Here is a 21,197-nt window from a genome sequence, read left to right on the forward strand (position 1 = left end):
CCGACCTTTCCGCGCAGACCGCCGTGGCCAGCACAGGCGTGCCGGCGTTTCTGCCCAACTCGAACACCTGCTCCACGGGGAGACGAAGATGACCGCGGCCGCAGCGGAGTTGGCGTGGCGGGAGGGTGACACCGCGACGGCGATCGAGACCGCCGACCGGATTCTCACCGAGGGCACGGACCAGGACTGCGTGGCGGCCGGAGTCGCCGCCGCCGCGGCCGCCGCCGATGGTGCCCTGTTCGACGCCGCCGCACGGTGGCGCGTCATCGCCGGTTCGTTGACGGGCGCGCCTGGTGTCGCCGCGGCGGCACGGGCCGCGCTGGCCGGGTGTCTGGCCGGCGACCTGGACTCGGCTGCCCGGGATCTCGCCGACGCGCGGGCACGGCTCTCCGGTGCCGCGCCGCGGGGGTTGACGGTGCTGCTCGACGGCGTGGACGCGGCGCTGGAGGCGGTGCGCGGCGGGTTCGCTCCCGCTGCCCGCCGGCTGGCCGGGCTGGCGGCCGCCACCGTGCCCGCCGACCCGATGGCCGCCGAGCAGTGGGGTGACCTGGCGATCACCGCGCTGATCGCGGGTGGGCACGACGCGAGCGCCGAGGAACTGCTGATGATGTTCGCGGACCGTCCGACGGCTCGCCGCCGGTTGCTCACGGCGTGGTTGCACCTGCGAGCGGGGCGGTTGTCCGCCGCCCGCACCGAGATCGCCGCCTGCACCGCGCCGGTGTTGCGCCGGGACGCGGTGCTGGCCGCGGCCGTCACGATCGGGCTCGCTCGGCGGGCCGGTGACAAGGACGCGTTGCGGACGACCTGGCGCCGGGTCGCGCCCGTGGTGGCCGGGGTGGACGTGGAACCGTTGCTGCTGGACGCGTGGGGCGAACTGTCGGCAGGGGCGGGCAGCGCGTTCGAACGCGACACGATCGTCGACGCGATGACCGCCGCGGTCGCTCGGGTCGACGCCGGGTGGTGCACGGAGACGGACAACTGGTGGCGCGTGCAACGGGCCGTGGTCGCCGGTGACACGTCGGTGGTGGTGGAACTGACCGTGGAGCCGCGGGCTTCGGCGGCACGGATGTGGGCGTCGATCCTCGCCGGTGACGTCGATCCCGTCGTGGTGGCCGGGGTCGCCGATCGGCTGGCACGCGCGGGGCAGCCGTGGGACGCGATGGCGTTGTGCGGTGCCGCGGCCGCGCGGTTGAGCGATCCAGCAGCGGCGCGTGAGTTGTTGAGCACGGGGCGTGCGTTGCGGGCTCGCATCGGCACCGAACACGACAAGCCGGGCGACGGGCTGTCCAAGCGGGAACGTTCGGTCGGCGAGTTGCTGATGGAAGGCTTGACGCACAAGGAGATCGGTGCGCGGCTCTACATCTCGCCGAAGACGGTCGAGCAGCACGTGGCGAAGATCCGGCAGAAGCTGGCGGTGAGCGGGCGGTCCGAGTTGATGGCGTCGCTGCGCGCCCGACTGGCGTGAGGGAGCACCCTCAGTAGGCTGGTGATCATGACTGTTGCCGAGGACCTGGCACCGACGGGCGTGTTGCGGGCGTCGATCAACCTGGGAAATCCGGTGCTGGCGCGGGGAACGCCCGACGAACCTGCCGGCGTCACGGTCGACATCGCACGGGAGATCGGCGCTCGGCTGGACCTGCCGGTGCAACTCGTCTGCTTCGACGCGGCGCGCAAGTCGTTCGAGGCGATGACGGCCGGACTGGCCGACATCTGCTTCCTCGCGATCGAACCCGCGCGGGAGGCGGAGGTCGCGTTCACCGAGCCGTACGTGGTGATCGAGGGCGTGTTCGCCGTGCCGGCGGACTCGGCGATCACGACGGTCGGCGACGTCGACCAGCCCGGTGTGCGGATCGGGGTCAAGCAGGGCTCCGCGTACGACCTGTACCTGACGCGGACGTTGCGGCACGCGGTCGTGGTGCGCGGCGACGAGGGTGTCGAGGTCTTCCGCGAGCAGGAACTCGACGTGGCGGCGGGGATCCGCGAGCCGATGACCGCGTTCGCGGCCGGCAACGACGATGTGCGGCTGATCGACGAACGCTTCATGGAGATCCGGCAGGCCGTCGGCACGACGAGGTCCCGGCGGCCCGAGACCGTGCGGTTCCTCAACGACGTCATCACCGAGTTGCGGGAGACCGGGTTCATCGCCCGCTCCCTGGGACGCTGATCCTCAGCCCGGCGGCGCCAACACGACCGCCGAGTTGTGGCCGCCCATGCCGAGCGACGACTTGATCGTGAGGCCGTCGGCGACCGGCGTCAGCCCGTCCAGCAGTCTCGGATGTGCCGACGCGACCACCGGCGGCGCGGGGATCATCCCGCGGTCGTACCCCATCGCGGTCACCGCGGCCTCGATCGCCGACGCCGCCCCCTGGCAATGCCCCGTCAGCGGCTTCACCGAGTAGACCTCGGTGTCCGTCCCGAACAGTTGCTCCAGCAAGGTCGCCTCGGCGGCGTCGCACTGCGCGGTGCCGGGGCCGTGCGCGTTGAGATAACGCACGTCGGCCGCGCTCACCGAGGCGTTGTCCAGCGCGTCGGTGAAGCACGCGGTGATCTGGTCGAGCCGGGGATCGATCGACGTCACGTGGTAGGCGTCGTGCGACATCGCGCCGCCGAGCGTGACGGCGTACGGACGCGTCGCACGTCGCGAAAGGACGAACGCCACCGACGCCTCCCCCAGCGTGAAACCCCTGCTGCCTTCCTGGAACGGCCGGCACGCGTCCAGCGGCTCCGCGTCCACGATCGCGACGCCGAGCCGGACGAAGTGGGCGACGTTCTCCGGCGTGAGCGAAAGATCCGTCGCGACGAACACGACGTCGTCGACGATTCCCGCGTCCAGCCACGCCTTCGCGGTGAGCAGACCGGCGTTGCCCGACGCGCACATCGCCGAGACGTTCATCGCGGGGCCATGGAAACCGTATTCCTGCATCAGCGTCGACATCGGAGTGGACGGCATCAACGCCAGGTAGTCGTGCACTGGCAGGGTGCCACCGCGCGTGACGTAGAAGTCGCGCCACAGGTCCACTTCGCCCAGTACCACCGCGTGCAAAAGGCCGACTCTCCGACCGGGCTGCCAGCCACGGGTGCCCGCGTCCACGATGGCCTCCCTGGCGGCGGCACGCATCGCCTGTGCGAACCTGCTCGGCCCGTCCGCCGGATCACCGCCCTGGCCGACACACGCCGCCCAGACGGTGTCACCGGGGAAACGGCCCAGCTCAGGAACGACTTCGGCGGCGGGCTTGCCGCTCACCAGCCCTTCCCACAGCGACTGACGGCTCCAGCCGTATCCGCTGACCACGCCGATTCCGCAGATACCCACACCTCGCGCGACCATATCCAGCTCCCCCACACCGAGGGCCGACACCTCTGTCACGAGGATAACGGTGTAAACCAACCCCTAGCGGACATCATTCATTCGTCCACAATGGACATTGAGCCCTGACCACCGGGCGGATCCGGCGACCGGATATAACGGCACACCATGTTCACGCCGGACAGATGCGGCTTCGGTCAAGTGTGTAGTAGGACTTCACGATGGCAACGCCACCACGAACCCGAGGAAGCGTCGGTTCCGGGACTCACGACGTGAGCGGCCTGATCGGCGACGCCGGCTTCGACCACGACCTGCTGACCGAACTCGCGCTCTCGGTCGGCGCCGCGGTGGTGTGGTGGCTCGACCTCGGCGCGGACCGGCTCGGCTGGATGCCGGGGCTCGACGTGGTGATCGGCGTGCCCGGCGCGGACTCCGACGCCGTCCGCGCCCGGCTGGCCGAGCTGGTCGCGCCGCTGACCGTGGCGGCGAAAGAGGCGCCGGCGTGGCAGGACTTCGACCTCGAACAGCCCCTCGACACGCCGCTCGGCTCGCGCTGGCTCCAGTTCCGGGCACGGGTCTCGACCCACGGAACCGCCAGGGCCCTGGTCGGCGTCGTCGCCGACGTGACCCGGCGGCACACCCAGCAGCAGGAGCTCGCGGATCTCGCCGACCGCTACCGGCTCCTGGTGGACCACTCGCCGGACGCGATCGTGGTGCACGAGGCCGGCCGGCTCGTCTACGCGAACCCGGCGGCCATCCAGTTCGTGCGAGCCGGGGCCGACGACGAGGTCATCGGCCGTCCGATCACCGACTTCGTCCACCCGGACTCGCGGCAGGAGATGCTGAGCCGGATCGCGAAGCTGACCGTGCCGGGCGCGACGAGCGACCCGGCGGAGGCCGTGCTGCTCAGGTTCGACGGTGGCACCACCGACGTCGAGTCGGTGTCGGTGCGCACGACGTGGGAGGGCAGGCCGGCGTTCCAGGTGATCATGCGGGACGTCACCGAGCAGAAGGCGACCGCGGCGGCGCTGCGGCACCAGGCCGCGCTCGCCGAGCACGTCAGCGACGCGCTCATCGGCACCACCCCCGACGGCGTCGTGACGTGCTGGAACCTCAGCGCGGAGAAGGTCTACGACCGCAGCGCCGCCGACGCGATCGGGCTACCCATCGACCAGGTGGTGGGTGCACCGCTGGACCCGGTGGCGGTCCTGGAGGCTGGCGGCGTGGTGCAGGCGGTGCACCACAGACCCGACGGCGAGGCGCTGGCGGTGCGGGTGTCGGCCGCCCGGACGGCGGACGGGTACGTGCTGATCTGCGCGGACGAGACCGCCCGCAAACGCGCGGAGCACCACTTCACGGCGGTGGTCGACGCCATCGGCGAGGGTGTGCTCGTCGTCGGCTCCACGGGCCTCGTCGAGTCCGTGAACCCCGCTGCCGAACGGATCCTCGGCATCCGCGCCCGGGAGGTGATCGGCAAGTCCTCGTCGCTGACCGAGCTGTACGACGAGACCGGCAGGCCCATCCCGCCCACGCACTTCCCGTCCGCCATCACCAGGGCCACCGGCCGGGCGCAGCACGGGCGGATCGTCTGCGCGCGCCGCCCGGACGGCAGCCGCGTCTGGCTGTCGCTGAGCGCCCGCGCGCTCACCCACGAGGGAAAGCTGCCGTCGGCGACCGTCGTGTCGTTCACCGACATCACCGAACGCCGCCTGATCGACAGCCGGTTGGAGCACGAGGCGACGCACGACGCGCTGACCGGCCTGTGCAACCGCACGGTGACCATCAACCGGCTCAGCACGGCCGCGCGGGCGCACCGGTCCGGGCTCACCGCGGTGCTGTTCATCGACCTGGACAAGTTCAAGGTCATCAACGACTCCCTCGGTCACAGCGCTGGTGACGAGGTGCTGCGGGTCGTCGGCACGCGGCTGAGCCAGGGCTCCCGCCGCGGCGACGTCGTGGGCAGGCTCGGCGGCGACGAGTTCACCGTCATCGCCTACGGCGTGTCCGGCCCGGACGAGGCGACCGCCCTCGCGGACCACATCCGCGCCGAGCTCAACCGGCCGATCTCGGTGGACGGCCGGCTGCTGCACGTCGACGCGAGCATCGGCATCGTGCTCACCGAACCGACCGACCCGCGCGACGGCTCCGACCTGCTGCGCGACGCCGACCTCGCGATGTACCAGGCGAAGACCACGGGCCGCGGCCGCGTCGCGTTCTTCGACGTCGAGCTGCGCGACCGCATCCAGCGCCGCCTGCAGCTGGAGCAGGACCTGCGCAGGGCGCCGCTCGGCGACGAGCTGTGGCTCGCCTACCAGCCGATCGTCGACCTCCGCACGAACCGGCGCACGGCCGTCGAGGGTCTGCTGCGCTGGACGCACCCCCGCTACGGCCTCATCTCCCCCGCGGAGTTCATCACGCTTGCCGAGGAAAGCGATCTGATCAACATCATCGGTGCCCACATGCTGCACGCCGCCACCAGGGAGATCGCCGAACTGGCGCCGGAGCTTCTGCTGACCGTGAACCTGTCGGCCCGCCAGCTCGACGACCCGTGGCTCGTGTCCGCGATCCGGCACGCCACCCACAAGGCGGGGCTGCCGCCCAGCTCGCTGTGCCTGGAGATCACCGAGAGCGCCCTGATGCGCGACCCGGCCCTGGCCGCCCGCACCCTCGCGGCGTTGCGCGAACTGGGCGTGCGGCTCGCGATCGACGACTTCGGCACCGGCTACTCCTCGCTGGCCCAGCTGCTGACCCTGCCGCTGGACACGCTCAAGATCGATCGCTCCTTCACCGCGGGACTGGGCCGATCCGACGAGGCCGAGGCGATCGTAACGAGCATCATCGCCATGGCCCACGCGGTCGACCTGACCGTCGTCGCCGAGGGAGTCGAGCAGCCCGACCAGCTGGAGATCCTGCGGGCGCTCGGGTGCGACCAGGCCCAGGGATTCCTCCTCGGGAAGCCGGTACCGCTGGCCGCACTCTGACCGGTCGCCCGATCGTGTCCGCGGCCGCGAGGTACCGTGCCTGCGCATGAGTGCTCGTTTCCAGGAACTCGACTACCGCCAGACCCCGCTCGGCGAACTCACCCTGCGCCGACGGCGTGACCCCGGCACCGGCGCGGACGTCCACGAGATCAAGCTCAACGACGAGTTCCTGATGTCGAGCCTCTTCACCGTCGCCGAGGTCGAACTGGCCCGCCTCGCCCTCGCCGAACTCCCGCGCGAACCGCTGCAGGTGGTCGTGGGCGGTCTCGGCCTCGGCTACACGGCACAAACGGTGCTGGAGCACCAGAACGTCGGTTCGCTGCTGGTCGTCGACGCTCTCGCCGAGGTGATCGAATGGCACCAGCAGGGGCTCATCCCGGCAGGGAAGGCGCTCGCGGCCGACCCGCGCTGCCGGCTGGTCCACGGTGACTTCTTCGCCATGCTGCGCTCCGGCCAGGGCTTCGACCCGGAGACGCCCGGCAGGCTCTTCGACGCGATCGTCGTCGACATCGACCATTCGCCGCGCCATCTGCTGCACCCGTCGAACGCCGACTTCTACGAACCCGAGGGCATGCGGCGCCTCGCCGGCCTGCTCAGTCCCGGCGGGGTGTTCGCGCTGTGGTCCAACGACCCGCCGGACGACGACTACACCGCCACGCTCGCGACGGTGTTCAGTGACGTCGGCGCCGAGGTCGTGAGCTTCCCCAATCCGTTGCAGGGCAAGGACTCGACCAACACCGTGTATCTCGCGAAACGCGGCTGAGCCGTTCGGTGCATTCTCGGCGATCCTGGTTTGCCCGGTCACGCCGACGGGCACAGGACCGCTCATGATGGCGTCGTACTGGGAAACCGCCCGGACCGGTTTCCTGGCGTTCGTGGGCATCGGCCTGCTGGTGCTCGTCCCCCTGGTGTCGTTGCACTACTGGCGCTTCGGGCGGGTGGAGCCGCGCCGGGCGTTCGTGCTGTACGGGTTGCTCGCCTACGGACTCGTCGCGCTGGCGCTGATCTTCCTGCCGTTCCCGGACGACCCGGCGCAGGTGTGCCAGGGCGAGCAGATGCTGTCCACCGTTCCGTTCCAGTGGTGGACCGACATGAGCAACAACATGGCGGCCAACGGACGTTCCGGCATCCTGGCCATGGTCAGGTCGCAGGCGTTCCTGCAGCAGTTGTTCAACGTCGCGCTGTTCGTCCCGCTGGGCATGGTGCTGCGCAAGGCCTACGGCAAGGGACCGCTGGCCGTCATCGCCATCTCGCTGGGCGTGTCGCTGGCCGTGGAAGTGGTGCAGTACACCGGCAACTTCGGCTACTACGCCTGCCCGTACCGGATCGCGGACGTCGACGACCTGATCTCGAACACCTTCGGTGGCCTGCTGGGGTGGATGGTGGGCCCGGCGGCGCTCGTGGTGCCCAGGGTTCCGGGCTCCGCCGAGTCGACCTCTCCGGACGGCACCGTGACCGTGCCCCGCACACTGCTCGGGCTGGTCACCGAGCTCATGCTGGTGCTCGTCATCGCCAAGCTGGTGCTGCACTCCGACCCGCGCTGGGCCCTCTGCGTGCTGGTGGCGTTCCGCGTGGTGCTGCCGGCCGTGACACCCGGCACGACCATCGGCGGCTGGTTGATGCGGTACCGGATCCGCGGCGAGGACGGCTCCCGCGCCAACCCGCTGCAGGTCGCGTTGCGCGAACTGCTGGGCGTCACCGGACTGCTCACCTACGCGATCGTCGTGTCACCGCTGATCAACATCGGCCGGCTGGACGTCGTCGTCGTGGCGTTGTTCGCCTTCGGGGCGTTCGCCGTCCCGGTGTTCCGGCGTGACCAGCGAGGCTGGCACGAACGCGCGGCCAGGACGCGCGACGTGCCGGCCGAAGCCGACCTCGCGCCGGTGCTGTCGCGGCCTGCCTGAACCAAAGGGCAGGCGACCGGCGTTCCCAGTAGTGTCGTTTCCGTTCGCCAAGGTGGAGGACGTGGAGATGACATGAACGACTCGGAGCTCGCCGCGCTGGTGGACGATCTCGCGGTCGTGGTGTGGCGCGGTGATTCCACCACTCGTGTCATCACGTTCCTGTCCCGCTCCGCCGAGCGACTTCTCGGCCATTCCCGGCAGCGCTGGCTCGACGATCCCGGTTTCTGGGCCGGGATCACGCATCCCGACGACCGCGAGGCGAGCGAACGACTCAGATGGGACTCGGAGGCCGACTACGAGTCGACCTACCGGGTCACCACCGCGTCCGGTGATCTCCTGTGGCTGCTGGAGAAGACGCGGGTGCGGGGCAAGGTCCGCAGCGGCGTGCTGATCGACGTGACCGAACGCCAGGCGGCGCTGCAACGGCAGCAGTTCCTCGATCTCCTCGACCGCGAGTCGCAACTGCTCGACGACGCCGAAGAGCTGATGTCGCTGGCGACCCGGCTACTCGGCGAGCACATGGACGTCGACCGGTGTGCTTACGCCAGAACGGAAGCGGACGAGAACCACTTCGTCATGAGCGGCGACCACGCGACCGGCCTGCCTCCTCTGCCGGGGCGGTTCGCGATGCGCGAGTTCGGCAACGGCGCGCTGGCCGCGATGCGCGCGGGCGAACCGTGGGTGGTGGTCGACTCGTTCGACGACCCGCGGCTGGACGCGGAGGACCTCGCCGCGTACCGGGTCACGGGCATTCGCGCGGTGATCTGCCTGCCGTTGTTGCGCGGTGGGCGGTTCGTCGCCGCGATGGCGGTGCACCAGGCCAGCGTGCGGCGGTGGACCCAGGCCGAGATCGACCTGGTGTCGGTCGTGGTGAACCGCTGCTGGGAGTCGATGCAGCGCGCGCACGCCGACCGGGCGTTGCGCGACAGCGAACAACGCCACCGGCAGCTCGTGGAACGGGCGACCGACGCGATCTGGTTGCTGGACCAGGACCTGAGGTTCGTCGCCGTCAACCCGGCCACGGGCCACCTGCTCGGCTACGCACCCGAGGAGTTGCTCGGCACCCTGGTCGCCGACCTCGTCGTGGACGGGCTCCCGGCCGATCTGTCCGCGTCGCACGTGGTGACCATGCGCCGCGCGGACGGCACGGAGATCGCGCTGGAACTCAGCCTCCAGCCGACGCCGACGGGTCTGCAGGCGATCGGCCGGGACGTGACCGAACGCCGGCGGGCCGAGGCCGAGCGGGAGCTGCTGCTGCAGCGCGAGCACGAGATCGCCGCCGCGTTGCAGGAAGGCCTGCTGCCCCGCGAACTCCCCGTGCTGCCCAGGCTCACGACCGCCGCCAGGTACCTGCCCGCCGCGAAGCACTCGCAGATCGGCGGCGACTGGTACGAGGTGGTCCCGATCGCCGCGACCCGCGTCGGTCTGTCGGTGGGCGACGTCGTCGGGAAGGGCCCCGCTGCCGCCGCGGTCATGGGACAGCTGCGCACCGCGCTGGCCAGCTACCTGCTCGACGGTCACTCCCCCGCGGAGTCGTTGCGGCGCCTGGACGCGTTCGCCACTCGGGTGAACGGCGCGGCGGGCAGCACGTGCGCGTGCCTGATCTTCGACTGGACCACCGGGGAGCTGTGCTGGTCGGCGGCCGGGCACCCGCCACCCGTGGTGATCGAGCCCTCCGGCGCACGGGTGCTGCCGGCCGACGTCGGTGAGGTGCTGGGGGCGGGCGGTCCGACGTTGCGCCGCCAGCACACGACCGAGTTCCCACCGGGTGCCTCGGTGGTGCTGTACACCGACGGCCTGGTGGAACGCCGGGGCGAGCTGCTCGACGAGGGCATGCAACGGCTCGCGGACGTGGTGACCGGCGCGTCCGGCCTCGACCCGGCCGCGCTGGTGCGGCGGATCATCGCCGCGATGCTGCCGGACGGTCAGTCCGACGACGTGGCGCTCGTGGTGGCCAGGCACCTTCCTCCGCCCTTGCACCGCCACCTGCCTGCCCTTTCCGTCGAGCTGTCACCGTTGCGACGAGCCGCGACGACGTGGGCGGCGGTGGCCGGGTTGTCCGAGGACGCGATCTACGACCTGGAGCTCACGCTGGGCGAGGCCGCGGCGAACGTGGTGGACCACGCGTACCCGGCCGAGGGCGGTTCGTTCGACACGACGCTGGAGTGCACCGGCCGCGGGGTCCGGGTGACCGTCGCCGACCAGGGCCGCTGGCGCCCGGCGCCGGACGACAAGGGCTACCGGGGCCGCGGCCTGACGTTGATCAGCACGATCGGCGACGAGGTCGAGCTGGACACCGGCGGCGACGGGACGACCATCCGCTTCCACGTACCGGCCGAACCGAACACCGAGGCCGCCCCGTCCCCGATCCGTCCTCCGGCAGCGGTGACCGGTCTGGTCGAACAGGTCGACGACCACGTCCAGCTGATGCTGCTGACCGGCGATCTCGACACCGCGACCGTGGACGACCTGCGCGTGCAGCTGCTCACCAGGGTGGAGGCCGCGGACGACAGGCCGATCGAGCTGGACCTCAGCGGTCTCGACTACCTCAGCAGCTCCGGCGTCGCGTTGTTGTTGCAGGCACTGGGATCGGCCAAGGAGCGCGGCCGCATTCTGTCCATTGTGGCCGGTGCGGGCAGTGCTCCTGCCCGCATCCTCGACCTGTCCGGTCTCGCCCACACCACGCGTCACGCCGACAAGCGCCAGGCGAAGTGATCGAGACCGATCGCCACGCCCTGCAGCACCTACCTGGCCGAGCACAGCTGACGCAGAGTTAGCCCGAAACTACCAACAGGTTCCATCCTTCGGCCCTGGCGAACGGGTCTTGCGCCACCAGCGCGCGGTGCCCGCCGCGTGTTGTCCTCGATCAGTGCCCCACCAACCGATCACCGAGGAGGCGGCCATGTCCGGTCTGCTGGTCAAGAGCTTCGACAAGCCTGAGGAGACCCGCCCGTTCGAGCAGAACATGGGTCAGCTGGACCTGGTCAACCTGGACTCCGGCCCGGTCGGCCGGGCCGTGTTCCAGCCGGGGTGGCGGTGGTCCGACCACGTCAAGCCGCTCGCCCAGACCGACAGCTGCCAGGTCGCCCACAAGGGCTACTGCGTGTCGGGCCGGATGATGATCGTCATGGACGACGGCCAGGAGGAGGAGATCCGGCCCGGCGACTTCATGATGGCCGCACCGGGACACGACGCGTGGGTCATCGGGGACGAACCGTGCGTGCTGATCGACTGGCAGGGCTCGGACGACTACGCCAAGCAGCACTGAGCCCAGCGGCTCAGGCGACCTACGAGGCGACCCGGCCGGCTGGCTGCCCTGACGTCGACAGGGCCTCCCAGGCGAATCCGTCCGGGTCGGTGAACGAACCGGCGCCGTTCACCACGATCCGGTGCGATCCGGTGCCCTCCGGCGAGACCCCGGCGTCCTTGGCGAGGGCGCGGCGCCGGTACAGCCCCAGCTTCACCGTGCCCGACGAGGCGAACTCGACGTACATGCGGCCGAAGCTCTTGGCCACGGTGAAGCCCTGGTCGAGGTAGCACTGCCGGCTCGCGCCGACGTCGGTGGCGCCGAGCAGCAGCACGACGGAGTCGATCTGTCCGGTGGCCGGGCCGGTGTCCTTCTTCGCCGAGGTGGCGACCTTCCAGATGGTGCCGTCCGGGGCCTGCACCACGCCGCCGTAGCCCCACATGGACTTCGCGGCGGGCTTGAGCACCGTCGCGCCGGCGTCCACCGCGCCGCCGATCAGGGCGTTGACGTCCGCGGGCTGCGACACCGTGAGGGACAGGGTGAAGCCGCGGAAACCGGTGGCCGGTTCCTGCGCGGCCCGCAGGCGCAGCCGGGAGCCGAGCCCGAAAGCGTTGGCGTAGAAGCGTTCGGCGGCCGCGAGGTCGGCCACTTCGAGGGTGATCGCGTCGATTGAGGTCATGCCGGAAACGCTAAACGGCACCCGCCCGGCGGTGCTTCTTGATTCCTGACCGGACTGATCGCGGGTTTGCGCACGACCCCGCCGGGTACCTGGTCCGTCCGGACGAAAGGCGCGACGTGGACCCCGCTCCCCTGTTGTACGCCGGCGCGGGCCTCGCGACCCTCGCCGCCGCACTTCTGCCCCGGCTGCTCGACCGCGCGCCGGTCTCCATGCCGATGCTGTTCCTCGGCGCGGGCGCGCTCACGTTCGCGGTGGTGGAACCGCTGCCCGACCCCGACCCGGTCGCGCACGCTCCCGTGCTCCTGCACCTCACCGAGCTCTGCGTGATCATCTCGCTGATGGGGGCCGGGCTCGCGCTCAACCGGGCGGTGAGTCCGCGCGGCTGGGCCACCACGTGGCGGCTGCTGGCGATCACCATGCCGTTGTCGATGCTGCTCGTCGGCGTGCTCGGCTGGGCGGTGCTGGGGTTCGGCATCGCGACATCGGTCCTGGTCGCGGCGGCGCTCGCGCCCACCGATCCCGTGCTGGCCAGCGAGGTGCAGGTCGCCGAACCCGCCGAGCACCCGGAGTCGAACGAGGACGAGGACGAGGCCCGGTTCGCCCTCACCTCGGAGGCCGGGCTCAACGACGGCCTGGCGTTCCCCTTCACCTACGCCGCGATCGCGATCAGCGTGGCCGGTGCCGCACCGGCGCTCTGGTTCCCGCACTGGCTCGCGGTGGACGTGCTCTGGCGCGTCGTCGCGGCGCTGGCCGTCGGCGGCGGGGTGGGCTGGCTGCTGGGCAAGCTGTTCTTCTCCGCGCCGTCGGAGAAGTTCCGCCTGGCCGAACACGCGGAGGGTTTCGTCGCGCTCGCCGCGACCTTCCTCGCCTACGGGATCACCGAGCTCGTCGGGGGGTACGGGTTCATCGCCGTCTTCGTCTGCGCCTGTGCGATCAGGGCGGCCGAGCGGCACCACGGCTACCACCAGGTCCTGCACCGCTACGTCGAACAGGCCGAGCGCATGCTCACCGTCCTGCTGGTGTTCCTGCTCGGCGGTGCCGCGGTCACGGGACTGCTCGCCGGCACGACGTGGCTCGAGGTGGCGGTGGCGGCCGTGATCCTGCTGGTGGTGCGCCCGTTGACCGGCTGGCTCGGCCTGCTCGGAGGCCGGACGGGGCCGCGCGAACGGGCGGTCGTCTCGTTCTTCGGCGTCCGCGGCGTCGGGTCTTTGTTCTACGTCACCTACGCGCTGCAGGAAGGCCGGTTCGCCGAGCAGGGCGCGGTGTGGCGGATCGTCGGGCTGGTCGTCATCGGCTCGGTCCTCGTGCACGGCCTGTCCGCGTCGCCGGCGATGTGGCTGCTCGACCGCAGGCGCGAGGAGAAGGCACGCGACCACAACACCGCCGCGGCCAGGACTCCCGTGTGACCGAGGTCAGGTGAGCAACTCCGCGACGTGCACGACCTGGCCGGGATGCCACGACCGGTGCGCTCCGCCGTGGAAGGTGACCCGGACGTCGTCCCCGACCGTCACCTCGGTCACCTGACCGACCGGGCCGATCGAGCCGTACAGCCGGACCAGGTCACCCGGCGACAGTTCCTCCGCGTAGGTCGTCTCGACGTTGCGGGCCGCGGACGCCGGCCGCACCCGTGAGATGAGCAGCCACCACGACACCCCGCACAGCGCCGGAGTCGTGAGCACCAGCAGCCCGGCGACCACCGGAGCCCTGCTCACCAGCACGGCCGCGCCGACCGCAGACCACAGCAGCCCCACCACCGCGGCGATGTGCGCGGAGCTCACCGGGTGGTCGCCGACCTGGAGCCAGCCCGTCGTGCGCACCCAGCCGTCCTTGGTCAGGCCACGCGGCGGCGTGCCTTCCGCCAGCACGGGCGCCGGGTCGACGACCGGCTTGCTGAACAGGTCGACATGATCGTCAGTCCGCACGTCGCCACCTCAGCACGTTCCTGTTGTTGCGGGCGCAGATCAGTTCGGTGCCGCCCGGCGACGTCCTGCGCGCGCCCTCGATGAAGCAGAGCTTTCCCAGCCTGGCGTCGACCCACTCTTTTTCGTCGTCATCGTCGGGCAGCGGCCGGTCGGGGGAACTGCTCGGCGGCGGAGGCGGCTCTTCCGAGGTTTCCGTCGTAGGCGGGACGGTGGTCGTCGTCGTGGTGGTCGGCGCCGTCGTGGTGGTGGAGGTCGGCGCACTCGACGACGTCGCCGTCACCGCGCCGGGAGCGCACGAGGCCGCCCACACGCCGCGGCGTTCCACCCGTGCGGTGGCCTCCACCGACAACAGCTCACCGCGGGTCGACATGTCGGCCGTCGCCATACCTGCGTGCACGACGGCCTGCCCGTAGTCCGCCCCGTCCGGCAGTCGCACGTCGACCGCGATCTCGTCGTCCCCGGAAATGGCGTCCTTCTTGACGGTCAGCCACACGGTCTTGCCGAGCAACAGCTTCTCCGCGGTGGCGCGGGACTCCGCCAACCAGCACTGCGTGATCAGGTTGATCCCGGCCACCTTGGCGTGGAAGGAGAGCCCGGTGGCGGGCTCGCTCCCCTCGAACGAGTCCACATCGGACACCGAGCGGACGGTCACCTCGAAGTCGTCGCCCCGGTGCACCGCCACGTCGGGCCGGGCCTCGCGCGGATCCTGCCGGTCCGCGCCGCCGATGACACCCGCCGCTCCCGTCGTCGCGAGCACGGTGAGCACACCGAGTCCCATGATCGCGATCCTGGTGGGCTGGTTGGTGCGCCACCACAGACGGCGGGCGATTCCGGGAGGCTTCCGGTGGACGTCGGACTCGACTGGGTTGGGCAATGGTGGTCCCGAATTCTTGAGGCGCGAACACTCCTTGGCACAAACGCGCTGGTCGTCGTGGTCGAGAAAGTGTTGTCATCCCACAACGAAATCGTCAAGAACGAAAAAGGTTCAATCGAATTTGGGCGACTTCCTTCACAGCACGCGCGCTGTGATTGATTCCGCACGCTGCGCACACGCTGCACACACGCCGTTCTCGCGGCACGCCACACCCGAGCCGCCGCCCGACAGGCATCTGCAAGTACCACCAACTCATGATCAAACCGCCCTCAACTACACCCAACCTGTTCGACGAGTGCCGAACAGGTTGGGTGTAGTTACCGGCCTGTTGATGTTGGGTTGGTAGTACTTGCAGACGCCGGGCGGGATCGGGCGTCACACGTCGATCGACTCGATCGCCGCGGCGGCCAGCGGCGTCGCCGTCTCGACGTAGCGCGTCGCGAGCGTCTGGAACAGCTGCTCCGCCTCGATCGCGGGCCAGTCGCCGGCGAGCAGCTCGGCCGGCAGGTGGGGATCCTGCCGCACGAGGTCGAGCCAGTCGCCGTGCAGCAGCAACTGGCGGGCCAGGTCGTCCGGCAGCGCGGCCGGCGGCCGCCGCCAGCGGGCCAGGAAGTCCTGGTAGCGCGCGGCGATGGCGGCGGTGTCGAAGGCGCGGACGGCCAGGTCGGCGGCTTCGGTCGGCTTGGCGTGCTGGGCGGTGAAGACCGTGACGTTCCCGGTGAGGCCCAGGTCGGCGACCATCTCGGTGACGTCGCGGGTGCCGGGGGCGATCCACAGGCCGTTCTGCACGGGACCGAAGCCAGCCCACTGCAGCTGCGAGCGCAGGTCGTGGCGGTCACTGCGGCGGCCTTCCGGCAGGGAGAAGCCGACCAGCGTCCAGGTGCCGTCCCAGTCCCGGTTCACCGCGCCGCGCTGCCAGATGCGCCGCTCGCCGTCCCGCAGGACGTCCTTCGCGCGCGGCGTCAGTCCGAAGTAGACCTTGCGGCCGTTGCGGTGCTTGGTGAGCAGGCCCCGCGAGGTCATCCGGGTCAGCGTCGAGCGGGTGGCCTCCTCCGAGACGTCCACGCGCGCGAAGACGTCGATCACGCTGCCCGAGTAGACCGCGATGTCGCGGCCGAACACGTGCAGACCGAGGAAGTTGAGCATCAACGACTGCGGCGTCACGTCCACCACGATACATGTTGGGCAGCATCTAGACGAGCGTCACGAATGTGCCGTACTTTGAGTCGCGAGCACAACGGAGAGGACTCGTCGGATGGATCTGTCGGGAAAGGTCGCGATCGTCACCGGGGCCGGCCGCGGCCTGGGGCGGGCCTACGCGGAAGCGTTGGCGCGCAACGGGGCCCAGGTCGTCGTCAACGACGTGGACGAGAGCGCCGAGGAGGTCGCGGCGAGCATCGGCGGGCGGGCCGTGGTCGCGCCGGTCGGCTCGACCGAGACCGCGGAACGACTGGTGGCGACGGCGATCGAGGCGTTCGGACAGCTCGACGTGCTGGTCACCAACGCCGGCATCCTGCGCGACCGCGTCCTGTGGAAGATGAGCGACGACGACTTCGACGCCGTGATCAACGTGCACCTGCGCGGCACCTTCACCTGTGCGCGGGCGGCGGCGGTGCGGATGCGCGAGCAGGGCACCGGCGGCCGCCTCGTGCTGATCGCGTCACCGGCCGGGCAGCGCGGCAACTTCGGGCAGACCAACTACTCCGCCGCCAAGGCCGGCATCGCCGCCATGGCCAGGACCTGGGCGCTGGAACTCGCGCGGTCGGACATCTCCGTCAACGCCGTCGTGCCGGTCGCCGCCACCGAGATGACCAGGACGATCCCGGCGTTCGCGCCGCTGATCGAGGAGTCGGAACGCAACGGCACGCCGCTGCCGGCCTGGGTGCGCCGCGACGAGGGCCTCGGCACCGTCGAGGACGTCGCCGAACTGATCGTCTACCTCGCCTCGGACGCGGCGAAGGGCATCACCGGACAGGCGATCGGCATCGGCGGCGACCGCCTCGCGCTGTGGGCACACCCCACCGAGAAGCAGGTCCAGTTCGCCGACGGCGGCTGGCAGGCGGCACAGATCGCCGAGCGCTGGCACGAGTTCGACGCCGAGACCTACGGCATCCCGGCTCCGGTGGCGCCATGACCGTCGCCGAGATGAACGTGGACGATCTCGTCGCCATCGACGTGCACACGCACGCCGAGATCTCCAAGGACGGCCACCACTCGCTCAGCCCGGCGCTGATCGAGGCCTCCACGAAGTACTTCAAGGCAGCACACCGCGAGCCCACCATCGCCGAGACCGCGCAGATCTACCGGGAACGCAAGATGGCGGCGGTGATCTTCACGGTCGACGCGGAGCACGCCACCGGCCACCCGCGCATCGCCAACGAGGAGATCGCCGCGTCCTGCGCCGAGCACGCCGACGTGCTGATCCCGTTCGCGAGCGTCGACCCGTGGAAGGGACGCGCCGCGGTCCGGGAGGCCCGCCGGCTCGTCGAGGAACACGGCGTGCGCGGCTTCAAGTTCCACCCCAGCCTCCAGGACTTCTCGCCGGACGACCGGATGGCCTACCCGCTGTACGAGGTGATCGAGGAACTCGGCGTGCCCGCGCTGTTCCACAGTGGACAGACCGGGATCGGCGCCGGCGTGCCCGGCGGCGGTGGCATCAGGCTCAAGCACTCCAACCCCATGCTCGTCGACGACGTCGCGGTCGACTTCCCGCACCTGAAGATCGTGCTCGCGCACCCGTCGTTCCCGTGGCAGGACGAGGCACTCGCCGTCGCCACGCACAAGCCGTTCGTGTACATCGACCTGTCCGGCTGGTCGCCGAAGTACTTCCCGCCGCAACTCGTCCGCTACGCCAACACCCTCCTGCAGGACAAGGTCCTCTTCGGCTCGGACCACCCGGTGATCACGCCGGACCGCTGGCTCGCCGACTTCGCCAAGCTCGACATCTCGGACGAGGTCCGTCCCAAGATCCTCAAGCACAACGCCGCCCGCCTGCTCGGACTCGTCAAGGAGACCGCGTGACCACCACCGTGCAAGGACTCGAAGAACTCAAGTCCCTGGCCGGAGCCGATCTCGGCCACACCGACTGGCTGGAGATCGACCAGGGCCGCGTCAACACCTTCGCCGACGCCACCGACGACCACCAGTGGATCCACGTCGACCCGGAACGCGCCGCCGCCGGACCGTTCGGCGGCACGATCGCACACGGCTACCTCACGCTGGCACTGCTCATCCCGCTGATGAGCGACCTGCTCGAGGTCTCCGGCGTGCGAATGAGCCTCAACTACGGGCTGGACAAGGTCCGGTTCCCCGCGCCCGTGCCGGTCGGCGCCAAGATCCGCCTGAAGGGCCAGGTCGCGACCGTCGACGAGGTCAAGGGCGACGGCGTGCAGATCACCATCGACTTCACCGTCGAGATCGAGGGCTCCGACAAGCCCGCGTGCGTCGCGCGCGGGGTCTACCGCCACTACGCCTGAGATGGGAATGCCATGGCGACAACAACGCAGTTACGCCGTGCCGTCGCGTCCAGTTTCCTCGGCAGCGTGATCGAGTACTACGACTTCCTGCTCTACGCCACGGCCTCCGCGGTCGTGTTCAACAAGGTCTTCTTCTCCTCACTGGATCCGCTGGTCGGCACGATCGCCAGCTTCGGCACGTTCGCCACCGGCTACCTCGCCCGCCCGCTCGGCGGAGTCCTCTTCGGACACTTCGGTGATCTGCTGGGACGCAAGAAGATGCTCGTGCTCACCATGAGCCTGATGGGTGTGGCGAGCTTCCTGATCGGCCTGCTGCCGACCTACGCGCAGGTCGGCTGGCTCGCCCCGGCCGGCCTGATCCTGCTGCGGGTCCTGCAGGGCATCTCCGTCGGCGGTGAGTGGGGCGGCGCCGTCCTCATGTCCGCCGAGCACGCCACCTCGCGACGCGGACTGTGGGCGAGCTTCACCAACGCGGGCGCGCCGTGCGGCATGGTGCTGTCGACCGCCGCGCTCACCGGCACCGCGGCGCTGGTCGGCGAACGGGCGTTCCTCGACTGGGGCTGGCGGGTGCCGTTCCTGCTGAGCCTCGTCCTGCTCGGCATCGGCCTGTTCGTCCGGATGAAGGTCGAGGAGACGCCGGTCTTCAAGGCGGAACGCAAGCGCACCTCCATGCCGTTGGCCGACGTGCTGCGCAACCACCCGCGCACGCTGCTGCTCAGCGTCGGGGTCGGTCTCGCCGCGTTCGTCGCACAGTCCACCCTGACGACGTTCGTGCTCGCCTACGGGGTCCAGGCGGGCAACAGCAGGCAGGCGATCCTCAACGCCCTGACGCTGTCGTCCGCACTCGCCGTGATCGGCATCATCAGCTGGTCGGCGGCCTCGGACAAGTTCGGCCGCAGGCCCGTCGTGCTCGCCGGCGCCGTGGTCATGGCCGCCTTCGGGTTCGCACTGTTCCCGTTGGTGGACAACGGACTCATCGTCATCGCGCTCGTCCTCGGCCAGGCCGTCATCCACCCGATGATGTACGGCCCGCTCGCCGCGCTCTACAGCGAGCTGTTCAGCACCGGCAGCCGCTACACCGGAGCCTCGCTCGGCTACCAGCTCGCGGGCCTGGGCGCCGGCCTCGCCCCGCTGCTGTTCGCACAGGTGCAGAAGACCGCGGGCACCGGCGCCATCCCGATCATCCTCGCCGCGTTCTGCGTGCTCACCGTCGTCTGCACGCTCGCCCTGCGCGAGACCAGCCACACCAGCCTGACAGGAGACAGGAATGCGGAACGCGGGACTGGGCAGCTGGCCACACCGCCGCGCGCGCATGGCGCCGAAGCGTGACGCCTTCTCCTTCCACGGAGTCTCCACGACCTACGAGGAAGTCGCCGCCCGCACCACGAAACTGGCGCGACAGCTCGAAGAACTCGGTGTCCGCCACGGCGACCGCGTCGCCTACCTCGGCGCCAACCACCCCTCGTTCGCCGAGACGATGTTCGCCACGCACCAGCTCGGCGCGGTCTTCGTCCCGCTGAACTTCCGCCTCTCCCCCGCCGAGATCAACTACCAGCTGGCCGACTCCGGCGCGCGCGTGCTGATCCACGCGCCGTCGCACCAGGTGGAGCACGAGCGGGCCATATCGCTCGACTCGTACGAGGACTGGCTCGCCGGTGGTTCCGACGAACCACTGGACGTGCCGGTCACCATCGACGAACCGGCCCTGATCCTCTACACCTCCGGCACCACCGGCAGGCCCAAGGGCGCGGTGCTCAGCCACGCCAACCTGCTGTGGAACACGTTCAACCTGATGATCGGCGTCGACATCGCCTCCGACGACGTCGCGCTGGTCGCCGCACCGCTCTTCCACGTCGCCGCGCTCACCCAGACACTGCTGCCCACCTTCATCAAGGGCGGGCACGCCGTGATCACCCCGCGCTGGGACGTGGAGGAGTGCCTCGACCTGATCGAGGGCTACGGGGTGACCTGGATGTTCGGCGTGTCCACGATGTACGCCGACCTGGCCGCGTCACCGCGCTGGCCCACCGCCGACCTGTCCGCGCTGCGCGTGCTGCTGTGCGGCGGGGCGTCGGTGCCGGACGCGGTGATCCACACCTACCAGGACCGGGGACTGGTGTTCTGCCAGGGCTACGGCCTCACCGAGACCGCGCCGGGCGCCTCCTTCCTCGAAGCGGCGGACAGCGTGCGCAAGGCTGGCTCGGCGGGGACCCCGGTCTTCTTCTCCGATCTGCGCCTCGCCGACACCGGCGAGATCGAGGTGCAGGGCCCCAACGTCACCCCTGGCTACTGGAACGACCCGGTCGCCACCGCGAACGCGTTCACCGAGGACGGCTGGTTCCGCACCGGCGACATCGGGCGGCTCGACGACGGTCACCTGTACGTCGTCGACCGGGTCAAGGACATGTTCATCTCCGGCGGCGAGAACGTGTACCCGGCCGAGGTCGAGAACGCGATCACCGACCACCCGGACGTCGCCGAGGTGGCGGTCGTGGGCGTACCGGACGAGCGTTGGGGCGAGGTCGGGCGGGCGTTCGTGCGCACCCGTGCCGGTGCCGCTCTCGACGCGGCCGCGCTGCGCGAGTTCCTGTTGCCACGCCTGGCGAAGTACAAGATCCCGGTGCACGTCGAGGTGGTGGACGAGCTGCCGCGCACGGGTTCCGGGAAGGTCCTCAAACCCGCGCTGCGCCGGTTGCCGCTGGCACGTGCGGCCAGTCCGGAGAACGCCCCGAGATGAAGATCCAGCCCAGCGGGTCCGTGTCGCTTGCAGCCGGCGCGGACCCACTGGACTGGTTTTAGTCAACACT

The 21,197-nt window shown here is 70.4% G+C and carries 18 protein-coding genes; 13 read left to right on the plus strand and 5 right to left on the minus strand.

What is annotated here, in order from left to right:
- The first annotated feature begins 88 nt into the window (after positions 1–88).
- Complete coding sequence (locus B0F77_RS19685) at positions 89–1,465, plus strand: helix-turn-helix transcriptional regulator (protein ID WP_086664390.1); 1,377 nt, start codon at positions 89–91, stop codon at positions 1,463–1,465.
- A gap of 27 nt (positions 1,466–1,492) precedes the next feature.
- Positions 1,493–2,164 carry a transporter substrate-binding domain-containing protein gene (locus B0F77_RS19690; protein ID WP_086664456.1) on the plus strand — a complete coding sequence of 224 codons (672 nt, stop codon included), beginning with the start codon at positions 1,493–1,495 and terminating at the stop codon, positions 2,162–2,164.
- 3 nt (positions 2,165–2,167) lie between these two features.
- Here B0F77_RS19690 and B0F77_RS19695 read toward each other — a convergent pair whose 3' ends face one another.
- On the minus strand, positions 2,168–3,328 hold the full coding sequence (locus B0F77_RS19695; RefSeq protein ID WP_086664391.1) for a beta-ketoacyl synthase N-terminal-like domain-containing protein: 1,161 nt from the start codon (positions 3,326–3,328) through the stop codon (positions 2,168–2,170).
- A 200-nt stretch (positions 3,329–3,528) separates the two neighbouring features.
- On the opposite strand from B0F77_RS19695, the gene B0F77_RS19700 reads away from it, so the two are divergent.
- The 5 genes from B0F77_RS19700 (at position 3,529) to B0F77_RS19720 (ending at position 11,460) form a co-directional block, all read left to right on the plus strand.
- Positions 3,529–6,288: a sensor domain-containing protein gene (locus tag B0F77_RS19700; protein ID WP_086664392.1), complete on the plus strand. Its 2,760-nt coding sequence runs from the start codon at positions 3,529–3,531 to the stop codon at positions 6,286–6,288.
- Between the two features lie 46 nt (positions 6,289–6,334).
- Positions 6,335–7,051: a spermidine synthase gene (locus B0F77_RS19705; protein ID WP_086664393.1), complete on the plus strand. Its 717-nt coding sequence runs from the start codon at positions 6,335–6,337 to the stop codon at positions 7,049–7,051.
- A gap of 64 nt (positions 7,052–7,115) precedes the next feature.
- Entirely contained in the window at positions 7,116–8,192 is a 1,077-nt protein-coding gene (locus B0F77_RS19710) for a VanZ family protein (RefSeq protein ID WP_086664394.1), read from the plus strand.
- 72 nt (positions 8,193–8,264) lie between these two features.
- Positions 8,265–10,907, plus strand: a complete 2,643-nt coding sequence (locus B0F77_RS19715) for a SpoIIE family protein phosphatase (RefSeq protein ID WP_086664395.1) — start codon at positions 8,265–8,267, stop codon at positions 10,905–10,907.
- A gap of 187 nt (positions 10,908–11,094) precedes the next feature.
- The gene (locus B0F77_RS19720; protein WP_086664457.1) at positions 11,095–11,460 is read left to right on the plus strand and encodes a cupin domain-containing protein; all 366 of its coding nucleotides are present in this window, start codon (positions 11,095–11,097) and stop codon (positions 11,458–11,460) included.
- A 19-nt stretch (positions 11,461–11,479) separates the two neighbouring features.
- Here the strand turns inward: B0F77_RS19720 and B0F77_RS19725 are convergent, their stop codons facing one another.
- Entirely contained in the window at positions 11,480–12,118 is a 639-nt protein-coding gene (locus B0F77_RS19725) for a VOC family protein (RefSeq protein ID WP_086664396.1), read from the minus strand.
- Between the two features lie 116 nt (positions 12,119–12,234).
- Between B0F77_RS19725 and B0F77_RS19730 the strand changes: the two genes are divergently transcribed.
- Complete coding sequence (locus B0F77_RS19730; RefSeq protein ID WP_086664397.1) at positions 12,235–13,524, plus strand: cation:proton antiporter; 1,290 nt, start codon at positions 12,235–12,237, stop codon at positions 13,522–13,524.
- Between the two features lie 6 nt (positions 13,525–13,530).
- Here the strand turns inward: B0F77_RS19730 and B0F77_RS19735 are convergent, their stop codons facing one another.
- The 3 genes from B0F77_RS19735 to B0F77_RS19745 all read right to left on the minus strand — a co-directional run bounded on the left by B0F77_RS19735 (position 13,531) and on the right by B0F77_RS19745 (position 16,078).
- The gene (locus B0F77_RS19735) at positions 13,531–14,040 is read right to left on the minus strand and encodes a hypothetical protein (RefSeq protein ID WP_086664398.1); all 510 of its coding nucleotides are present in this window, start codon (positions 14,038–14,040) and stop codon (positions 13,531–13,533) included.
- Positions 14,030–14,914 carry a thermonuclease family protein gene (locus B0F77_RS19740; protein WP_086664399.1) on the minus strand — a complete coding sequence of 295 codons (885 nt, stop codon included), beginning with the start codon at positions 14,912–14,914 and terminating at the stop codon, positions 14,030–14,032. The genes B0F77_RS19735 and B0F77_RS19740 overlap by 11 nt, the downstream gene beginning before the upstream one ends.
- A 375-nt stretch (positions 14,915–15,289) precedes the next feature.
- Positions 15,290–16,078 carry a PaaX family transcriptional regulator gene (locus tag B0F77_RS19745; protein ID WP_245848413.1) on the minus strand — a complete coding sequence of 263 codons (789 nt, stop codon included), beginning with the start codon at positions 16,076–16,078 and terminating at the stop codon, positions 15,290–15,292.
- A 91-nt stretch (positions 16,079–16,169) separates the two neighbouring features.
- Here B0F77_RS19745 and B0F77_RS19750 point away from each other — a divergent pair, with 91 nt between their 5' ends.
- From B0F77_RS19750 to B0F77_RS19770, 5 genes are read left to right on the plus strand one after another with little or no spacing between them, the layout of a single operon-like run.
- Positions 16,170–17,048, plus strand: a complete 879-nt coding sequence (locus B0F77_RS19750) for an SDR family NAD(P)-dependent oxidoreductase (RefSeq protein ID WP_086664400.1) — start codon at positions 16,170–16,172, stop codon at positions 17,046–17,048.
- A gap of 11 nt (positions 17,049–17,059) precedes the next feature.
- Positions 17,060–17,935, plus strand: a complete 876-nt coding sequence (locus B0F77_RS19755) for an amidohydrolase family protein (protein WP_086664459.1) — start codon at positions 17,060–17,062, stop codon at positions 17,933–17,935.
- Positions 17,932–18,390, plus strand: coding sequence for a MaoC family dehydratase (locus B0F77_RS19760; protein WP_086664401.1), 459 nt, complete (start codon positions 17,932–17,934; stop codon positions 18,388–18,390). Before B0F77_RS19755 ends, B0F77_RS19760 begins: the two co-directional genes overlap by 4 nt.
- 12 nt (positions 18,391–18,402) lie before the next feature.
- Positions 18,403–19,719 (plus strand): MFS transporter, encoded by a 1,317-nt coding sequence (locus B0F77_RS19765; protein ID WP_086664402.1) that lies wholly within the window; start codon positions 18,403–18,405, stop codon positions 19,717–19,719.
- Entirely contained in the window at positions 19,658–21,127 is a 1,470-nt protein-coding gene (locus B0F77_RS19770; protein WP_086664403.1) for an acyl-CoA synthetase, read from the plus strand. The genes B0F77_RS19765 and B0F77_RS19770 overlap by 62 nt, the downstream gene beginning before the upstream one ends.
- Positions 21,128–21,197 lie beyond the last annotated feature (70 nt).

Source organism: Lentzea kentuckyensis (assembly GCF_002150765.1).
GTDB classification, from domain to species: Bacteria; Actinomycetota; Actinomycetes; order Mycobacteriales; family Pseudonocardiaceae; genus Lentzea; species Lentzea kentuckyensis.

Excerpts from the sequence above, each read along its gene's own strand:
- B0F77_RS19685 (WP_086664390.1), top strand. The coding sequence starts at position 89 with ATGACCGCGGCCGCAGCGGAGTTGGCGTGGCGGGAGGGTGACACCGCG.
- B0F77_RS19755 (WP_086664459.1), top strand. The coding sequence starts at position 17,060 with ATGAACGTGGACGATCTCGTCGCCATCGACGTGCACACGCACGCCGAG.
- B0F77_RS19750 (WP_086664400.1), top strand. The coding sequence starts at position 16,170 with ATGGATCTGTCGGGAAAGGTCGCGATCGTCACCGGGGCCGGCCGCGGC.
- B0F77_RS19725 (WP_086664396.1), bottom strand. The coding sequence starts at position 12,118 with ATGACCTCAATCGACGCGATCACCCTCGAAGTGGCCGACCTCGCGGCC.
- B0F77_RS19700 (WP_086664392.1), top strand. The coding sequence starts at position 3,529 with ATGGCAACGCCACCACGAACCCGAGGAAGCGTCGGTTCCGGGACTCAC.
- B0F77_RS19765 (WP_086664402.1), top strand. The coding sequence starts at position 18,403 with ATGGCGACAACAACGCAGTTACGCCGTGCCGTCGCGTCCAGTTTCCTC.
- B0F77_RS19720 (WP_086664457.1), top strand. The coding sequence starts at position 11,095 with ATGTCCGGTCTGCTGGTCAAGAGCTTCGACAAGCCTGAGGAGACCCGC.
- B0F77_RS19705 (WP_086664393.1), top strand. The coding sequence starts at position 6,335 with ATGAGTGCTCGTTTCCAGGAACTCGACTACCGCCAGACCCCGCTCGGC.
- B0F77_RS19710 (WP_086664394.1), top strand. The coding sequence starts at position 7,116 with ATGATGGCGTCGTACTGGGAAACCGCCCGGACCGGTTTCCTGGCGTTC.
- B0F77_RS19690 (WP_086664456.1), top strand. The coding sequence starts at position 1,493 with ATGACTGTTGCCGAGGACCTGGCACCGACGGGCGTGTTGCGGGCGTCG.
- B0F77_RS19695 (WP_086664391.1), bottom strand. The coding sequence starts at position 3,328 with ATGGTCGCGCGAGGTGTGGGTATCTGCGGAATCGGCGTGGTCAGCGGA.
- B0F77_RS19715 (WP_086664395.1), top strand. The coding sequence starts at position 8,265 with ATGAACGACTCGGAGCTCGCCGCGCTGGTGGACGATCTCGCGGTCGTG.
- B0F77_RS19770 (WP_086664403.1), top strand. The coding sequence starts at position 19,658 with ATGCGGAACGCGGGACTGGGCAGCTGGCCACACCGCCGCGCGCGCATG.